Here is a 6,177-nt window from a genome sequence, read left to right as displayed (position 1 = left end):
GACCCCGGAACTTTCAAGTTTTCTATTTTTGTATTTGAAAAAGATAAAAAAGGTGTTTTGCGAATTTATGCCTACACGGATGTCCGCTACTATCGTGAGTTTCTTCCAGTGGATCAGTTTGCCTCTGTTTATAAATCACTTTTGCATAGTGGTTATGTGATTCACAACTACTCAACAAACGATAGTGGCAAGGCGTTCGTTAAAGAGCTTCTTAAGGCCAAATAGGAACCCAAAGCATTGGCCGCCAATTGTCTGTACAGCAATGTAAAAAGCACAGACCGAGCCGCCCCTAAAGTCGCCCAGAAGGGGCTTGGGACGGCACGGATCTTGGAATAAGGTCCCTGTTGAAATGGGGATTTTATGAAAACAGTTCTTTCATTTTTTGCGACAATACTTTTCGGTGCCAATGCTTTCACCCAACAATCTTCGGCGGAGCTGACTTGCCGGGCGCAGGCCAAGGAAATCGCGATGCAGACTTATTCTTCTTGCATCACCGAAGCACGCAACAATCAGGTTGAAGAAATCCGAAAAAGCTATCAGAAGGAGCTTTCCGAGCTGAAAGCTAAATATGATAAAGAGTTGAAAAAGATGGGTGGCAAGAAGTCCGCGAAGACTTCCTCCCCTACCGTCCAGGAGGTCCAGGCGGCACGCCCTGTTAAAGGGATAGCCAAGCAGCTTCCTGGCAAGGCTCCGGCGGCTCGCGAAGCAACCCCTGTACAGACAGTCTCTGAAGGCACTAAAGTCGTTACCATGGGATCTGAGGACGCTTCTAATGCTTTGGAGCAGGAAGCCTCTGACGCCGATCAGGTAGAAATCGTTGAAATGCCGGTGGAATAACCTTCCGTTCTCGTTGATTTTCCTCCCAGACAGGTCTAAGAAGAGTATTCTTAAAGAAATTTCTGGGAGGCCCCATGGGTGAGTTTAGCCTTACGCACATTCTTCTTCTTGCAATTCTTGGTTTGATTTTCTTTGGACCAAGCCGTCTACCACAATTAGGACAGGGTTTGGGTAAAGCCATCCGTGGTTTCAAACAGGGTTTGAACGAAATTGACGTGGACCCTAAGGATATTCACGACCATAAACAGGTGAATCATTCTGCCCAACAAACGACACAAACACAAAAGCAGACGGAAGCTCAAAACTCTTAATACTGCGACCAAGAGAAGTCTTACGTCGCGGCGGAAGACTTCTCGCCAAGAGTGTCTGAAATAATACTTAAAGCCCCGGCCCGCAAATAGGCCTCAGCTTTCTCTTTTTCATTGACCGTCCATAATGCCACAGGCACTTGGCGTTTCCTCCAGGCCTTTACGTCTTCCACTGTCACGTAGTGATGATCCAAATGCAAAGCATGCACACGCACGTAGGGCGCAAGCCAAAGATGCTTCAGATAAATCTTATTGTCGGGCTCATCTTCTTTCGTTGCCAAAAGGGCGCGGGGAACTTGCGGTAAAAGACGACTTAATCGCCATACAGATAAGGGATTGAAACTTGAAAACAACACCTGCTTTTCTTTGCCGTGTTTTTTCACAAGAGCGGCCACCGCACGTTCCAAAACACCATCCCACACCGCGGATGTTTTCAACTCAATATTAATCAATTCAGGAACCAATTTAGATTGAAGAACTTCTTCCAAAGAGGGTGCTTCGACCAGCATTCGCAACTCGGCGGCCGTCATATCCAGAACTGATTTTTCAAGACCTCTCAGTCGCTTCAAATCCGTATCATGGAAAACCACGGGTATACCGTCACCGGAAAGACGAACATCAAGTTCGATCATCGCAAGACCACGCGTCTTCGCCGCGGCGAAAGAGGACAGGGTGTTCTCCTGAGCTCCGCCCTGCCAATAACCACGATGTCCCTGATAGGCTGGAGGATGAAGCGCCTCTGCGGGCCACGGCTGGGCCTGCCAAGTAAAATGCTTATACACAACAAAAGCCAGCACCGCCGCGACAAGAAAAAATAGAACCATCACTTCCTCTTATCTTCACTGAACGCTGGAGCCTCACGAGTTCCCTCGATGACCCAACGACGATGATTTTTACCGTCGCGCGTGTGCACCTGTCCCTTCAGCCGTCCCTGCTCATCCCAAGAGCCGTCGGTCAATAACCGCCCGTTTTTTCCAACTTGTGCCTGGAAGTTCTTCCACTCAAGATTTTTCAAATTCTTGAACTGAAACTGTCCCGTCAGACTGGACATATTCAAAGAGTTTTGGTTCCACCAGGAAGCTTCCGTCACCTGTTTAAAGATCGGCGCTCCCGCAGAGGCATCGTTCATTTTCAAAGACCGAACTTGGGCATTCAGCAGAACTTCGCCCCGCGCCCAATCCAAAGAGGCCTTAGTTTTATTAAACTGCATGCCTTCCACATTCATGGCTTCAACACGAACAAGGCCCTTCAGATAATCCAGTTGTCCTTCCTTCAGACGAATATCCCCATCAATACTGATCAGCCCGATGTCTCCGCCATTCGTCATTAGGTTCTGAACGGGCGCCGCAAAGGAAATTTCATCAACACCCGCTTTGATCTCGACCTGACGGAAATCGCGGTCGGCCTTGACCTTAATGTCGCCGATAAAAACGCCGCCTCGGGGCTCAACTCGTTTCACTTGGAAATTCCAAAGATCACCGTCCAGCGTGATATCCCCGACCATGTTTTCGATGACTTGAGTGACACGCTGACCTTTATTAGAAAAAACAAACTCCAACCCGCGGTGTTCGCCGGACATCTTCATTTTACGATCAGATTGAATTTCCGCTCGCCCCGTGAAGCTGCCCAGTTCCCCAAGCACACTGGTGTCTTTAGGACGGTTCAACAAAACCAGAAGTTTCGCGACATCCAGACGTTTCACGTCGACCATAATGGGGGAATACTTTAAGGGTTCAAGGGCGGTGATATCAATTTTATCAACACGCATTTCGCCAAGATCTCCTTCCAAACGAAGATCACGAACCTCGAGGGGGATCTTATACAAGTTGTCGACAGCCCCGACCATACGCGCTTTTGAAGAAATCCAGACTTGCCGTCCGTTAAGATCTTTCGAAGCGAGGTTGTACTTTTGCAGAATCCCGAGAATCTGACTCAGGGGAATGTGTTTAAGATCCGATTCCACCGCCAACATGCGGTCATCCAAAGTGTAATTGGCAATCAGACTGTAATGACCTTCACGCCAATTGCCAAAAAAATGAGTCTGTACGACGGGCTCAGGACTTTCCTTGTACTGCATGTAAAGATTGGCGTGCGAAAGATAATCCCCCACCTGCTCATCTTTTAAAAGATGACTTTTAGCGGTCAGTTCGATCACGCGCGGTTCGAAGGACTTCACTTTGACCGCGAAGTTTAAAAGCTCAGAGAAATACTGCGGATACTTTTCTGAGGTGATGCGCAATTTCTGAATATATACGCCGGTGACGTCATTGCGATATTTATTGGAGGGCTCTGACGGTGTCAGTGTCACCAGGGGCGCTGGCTCCTCTGAACCTCCCGCTGACGACGGTTCCGAGTTTTCATTCGCACAGTCTTTAATATTTCCTCGCACACTTAATTGCACCAAATTCGCTTCGATATTTCTTACCGGTCCTCGCCCACGAAGGACATTGAGGAAGGAAAATGGCAGACGCAATTCATCGACTTCCAAAAGCGGGGCTCCCCAGCACTCTTTTGTCGATTCCATGCGCACCCCCGTGATCACCACGGCAATACGCGGAAGAACGCCATCGGACAGACTGAAATGTGCGGAATTAAAACTGACTTTGACATCCTTGTGGATGTGACTGGCCGCCTTCTCAATTCGCGCCGCGACTCGAGCAGGAGACAGCAGCGATTTCGTCGTATAACCGATAAAAAACGCCAATAGAAAACCCGAGACGAGAATCGCCATTCCAGGTTGTTCTGCAATAAGATGTTTGTCTGAATTTGAGCGAGCGTAAGAGCTTTTGCGCGAGTCCATGACCTATTGTCTCTTGGAGGCCATGGACCGACAATGTCTTTTCAAAAAAAATTACTTATAATGGAACTTAAGGACTTCGAATTCCTTATCGCCCTTAGGGCTTTGTACTGTCACCGTGTCACCCACGCGTTTGCCGATAAGGGCGCGAGCCAAAGGTGAAAGAATAGAGATCAAACCTGCTTTGACATCAGATTCGTCCACACCTACGATTTGGTAGGTGAATTTTTCTTCAGACTCAGTGTCCACGATCTCAACAACAGCACCGAAGACAATGCGGTCTGCTTTGATGAGCGACGTATCAATGACTTCCGCACCCGCCAATTTGCCTTGGATTTCAGCAATACGGCCTTCGATCATAGCTTGGCGCTCTTTGGCAGATTCGTATTCCGCGTTCTCAGAGATGTCCCCTTGAGCACGAGCCTCTTCGATAGCGCGAATTACAGAGGGTCTTTCTTCCAACAGAAGTTTCTTGAGTTCGGCCTCAAGCATCGCTTTTCCGCGAATAGTCATGGGAAGTTTATCAGTTGTATTAGTGGCCATTTCTTCTCCGTTGTTAGAAGGACACTTGTTTTACAGGATTCTCCTGGACTTATCAATGTAATATAACGCACTGCACTTATGACCAGCAGACCGTACCTTTTTGCATTGCGCGGCATTACAATCGTGAGATGGGCGCTAAAAAGAAAAGCGAAATCATCTGTCGCTGCAACAATATCAGCCGGGAAACCATTGAGGAAGCCATCCGCAATGGGGCGCATACTTTGAATGACATCTTTGACTCCACCTCGGCGGGTGTCGGCCCTTGTGGCGGATCCTGCCGTCGCAAACTAGGCCCTCTTTTAGAGCATTATTTAAAAACCGGTACTTTCCCCGATAAAATAACTGAGGATCTTTCCGGAAAAATTCCTGGCCCGAAAAAAGACTAAGCTGTCTTTTTTCCCAAACGATAGTCGATTATTTTTTGCACATCAGGACGGCAGGTTCCACAATTCGAACTTGCGGCAGTTTGCCGAGTGACGACTTCAGGAGTGTGTGCGCCCGCAACAACGGCCTGATCCACGGTATGCGCCGGCACGCTACGGCAGTGACATAGTTCTTCGTCTGCATAGGGAAAATGCCATTCTCCCCGTAATTTAAGAATCATTTCTTTTAGTAAAAGACTGGAATGATCATGTCCTTCCGGGAGCGGCCACTTGCTAAGATCATTGCCAAAATGACGGCGCATCGTCTGCATCATTCCCATGAATTCCGCACAGCCCAGAATTGAAACTTTTTTCACAGTTCCCGGATGTTGAAGATCTTCACCTTCACAGTCCACTTCAATTAAGTCTCGGCCTTCGAGTTCTACTTTTATTTTCATAGGAAGCCTTATTTTAGTGGGAAGTGCGGCGACCTCCAAGGCCAGTTATTGTTATTAATCAATCTCACCTAGGTCTTGAAGTCCTTTTAAATAAAATGGACAATAAAAGGCATGAATTCGGGCCTCTTGCGAGTCGAACTCGTCCCTATTTTCGAAGATAACTACGTCTTTGTCCTGATTGACGAAGACCAGGGCCAAGCCGTGGTGGTCGATCCTGGCGATGCGGAACCCGTGCTGCGATTTTTAAAGGACCGCAACATACAACTCAGCGGTGTTCTATTAACCCATCATCACAACGATCATGTAGGCGGCGTTAAAGCTGTCGCAAGATCTTTCAATGCGCCGATCTTTGCCCCACTTAAAAATAAAAATCAAATTCCTTATGCGACAACTTACGTGCAGGAAGGCGACACCCTTAACGTGGGCAGATTTTCCTTCTCGGTCTTTGAATTGCCCGGTCACACTCTGGGACACGTGGCCTACTGGTGTGCCGAGAAAAAATGGCTTTTTTCGGGCGATGTTGTTTTTGGCTTAGGTTGTGGCCGATTGTTTGAGGGCACTTACGATCAGATGTACGGCAGCCTTCAACGCATCAAAGCCTTGCCGGAAGAAACGCTGATTTATTGCACGCATGAATACACCGAAGCCAACCTGCAATTCTGTAAAATGCTGTCGAGCCTCGACGACTCGCCGATCACGGGCGACGACGAGGATTTGGAAATGTATGAGAACGAACTGACCAACCGACGAGGTCTGGATTTACCCAGCGTTCCCTTAAAACTTTTCATCGAGAAAAAAGTGAATCCATTTTTGCTGGCTCGGAGTGTGCAACAGTTTGCCTATCTGCGTGACCTGCGCAATAAACAATAAAG

Annotated in this window: 9 protein-coding genes; 5 read left to right on the top strand and 4 right to left on the bottom strand. The window is 48.0% G+C overall.

Annotated features, from left to right (window positions below; translation table 11 throughout):
- From OM95_RS02740 to OM95_RS02730, 3 genes are all read left to right on the top strand, one after another.
- On the top strand, positions 1-225 hold a 225-nt coding region (locus OM95_RS02740; RefSeq protein ID WP_041870038.1), incomplete at its 5' end, for a hypothetical protein.
- Positions 226-360: 135 nt separating this feature from the next.
- Positions 361-837: a hypothetical protein gene (locus tag OM95_RS02735; protein WP_041870036.1), complete on the top strand. Its 477-nt coding sequence runs from the start codon at positions 361-363 to the stop codon at positions 835-837.
- Positions 838-911: 74 nt separating this feature from the next.
- Entirely contained in the window at positions 912-1,148 is a 237-nt protein-coding gene (locus tag OM95_RS02730) for a twin-arginine translocase TatA/TatE family subunit (RefSeq protein WP_041870034.1), read from the top strand.
- Between the two features lie 20 nt (positions 1,149-1,168).
- Here the strand turns inward: OM95_RS02730 and OM95_RS02725 are convergent, their stop codons facing one another.
- Genes OM95_RS02725 through greA form a run of 3 tightly spaced genes read right to left on the bottom strand, consistent with a single transcriptional unit; the run spans position 1,169 to position 4,485 of the window.
- The gene (locus OM95_RS02725; RefSeq protein ID WP_041870032.1) at positions 1,169-1,969 is read right to left on the bottom strand and encodes a glycerophosphodiester phosphodiesterase family protein; all 801 of its coding nucleotides are present in this window, start codon (positions 1,967-1,969) and stop codon (positions 1,169-1,171) included.
- Positions 1,969-3,945: a hypothetical protein gene (locus OM95_RS02720; protein WP_291515479.1), complete on the bottom strand. Its 1,977-nt coding sequence runs from the start codon at positions 3,943-3,945 to the stop codon at positions 1,969-1,971. The genes OM95_RS02725 and OM95_RS02720 overlap by 1 nt, the downstream gene beginning before the upstream one ends.
- 51 nt (positions 3,946-3,996) lie before the next feature.
- Positions 3,997-4,485, bottom strand: coding sequence for a transcription elongation factor GreA (greA, locus tag OM95_RS02715; RefSeq protein ID WP_041870031.1), 489 nt, complete (start codon positions 4,483-4,485; stop codon positions 3,997-3,999).
- A gap of 128 nt (positions 4,486-4,613) precedes the next feature.
- On the opposite strand from greA, the gene OM95_RS02710 reads away from it, so the two are divergent.
- Positions 4,614-4,871, top strand: a complete 258-nt coding sequence (locus OM95_RS02710; RefSeq protein WP_041870029.1) for a (2Fe-2S)-binding protein — start codon at positions 4,614-4,616, stop codon at positions 4,869-4,871.
- On the opposite strand, the gene OM95_RS02705 is transcribed toward OM95_RS02710, so the two are convergent.
- A complete protein-coding gene (locus OM95_RS02705) occupies positions 4,868-5,305 on the bottom strand; it encodes a (2Fe-2S)-binding protein (protein ID WP_041870027.1) in 438 nt (145 codons plus the stop codon). The genes OM95_RS02710 and OM95_RS02705 overlap by 4 nt on opposite strands.
- Before the next feature lie 111 nt (positions 5,306-5,416).
- Here OM95_RS02705 and gloB point away from each other — a divergent pair, with 111 nt between their 5' ends.
- A complete protein-coding gene (gloB, locus tag OM95_RS02700; protein ID WP_291515478.1) occupies positions 5,417-6,175 on the top strand; it encodes a hydroxyacylglutathione hydrolase in 759 nt (252 codons plus the stop codon).
- The last annotated feature ends 2 nt before the right edge of the window (positions 6,176-6,177 follow it).

The sequence above is a fragment of the Bdellovibrio sp. ArHS genome, assembly GCF_000786105.1.
Classification (GTDB): domain Bacteria; phylum Bdellovibrionota; class Bdellovibrionia; order Bdellovibrionales; family Bdellovibrionaceae; genus Bdellovibrio.
The sequence above is the reverse complement of the archived record's forward strand: the minus strand, read 5'-3'. Positions and strand labels throughout refer to the sequence as shown.

Bases quoted from the DNA above. Each gene is read 5' to 3' on its own strand.
- OM95_RS02735 (WP_041870036.1), top strand. From the start codon at position 361: ATGAAAACAGTTCTTTCATTTTTTGCGACAATACTTTTCGGTGCCAAT.
- OM95_RS02730 (WP_041870034.1), top strand. From the start codon at position 912: ATGGGTGAGTTTAGCCTTACGCACATTCTTCTTCTTGCAATTCTTGGT.
- OM95_RS02725 (WP_041870032.1), bottom strand. From the start codon at position 1,969: ATGGTTCTATTTTTTCTTGTCGCGGCGGTGCTGGCTTTTGTTGTGTAT.
- OM95_RS02720 (WP_291515479.1), bottom strand. From the start codon at position 3,945: ATGGACTCGCGCAAAAGCTCTTACGCTCGCTCAAATTCAGACAAACAT.
- greA (WP_041870031.1), bottom strand. From the start codon at position 4,485: ATGGCCACTAATACAACTGATAAACTTCCCATGACTATTCGCGGAAAA.
- OM95_RS02710 (WP_041870029.1), top strand. From the start codon at position 4,614: ATGGGCGCTAAAAAGAAAAGCGAAATCATCTGTCGCTGCAACAATATC.
- OM95_RS02705 (WP_041870027.1), bottom strand. From the start codon at position 5,305: ATGAAAATAAAAGTAGAACTCGAAGGCCGAGACTTAATTGAAGTGGAC.
- gloB (WP_291515478.1), top strand. From the start codon at position 5,417: ATGAATTCGGGCCTCTTGCGAGTCGAACTCGTCCCTATTTTCGAAGAT.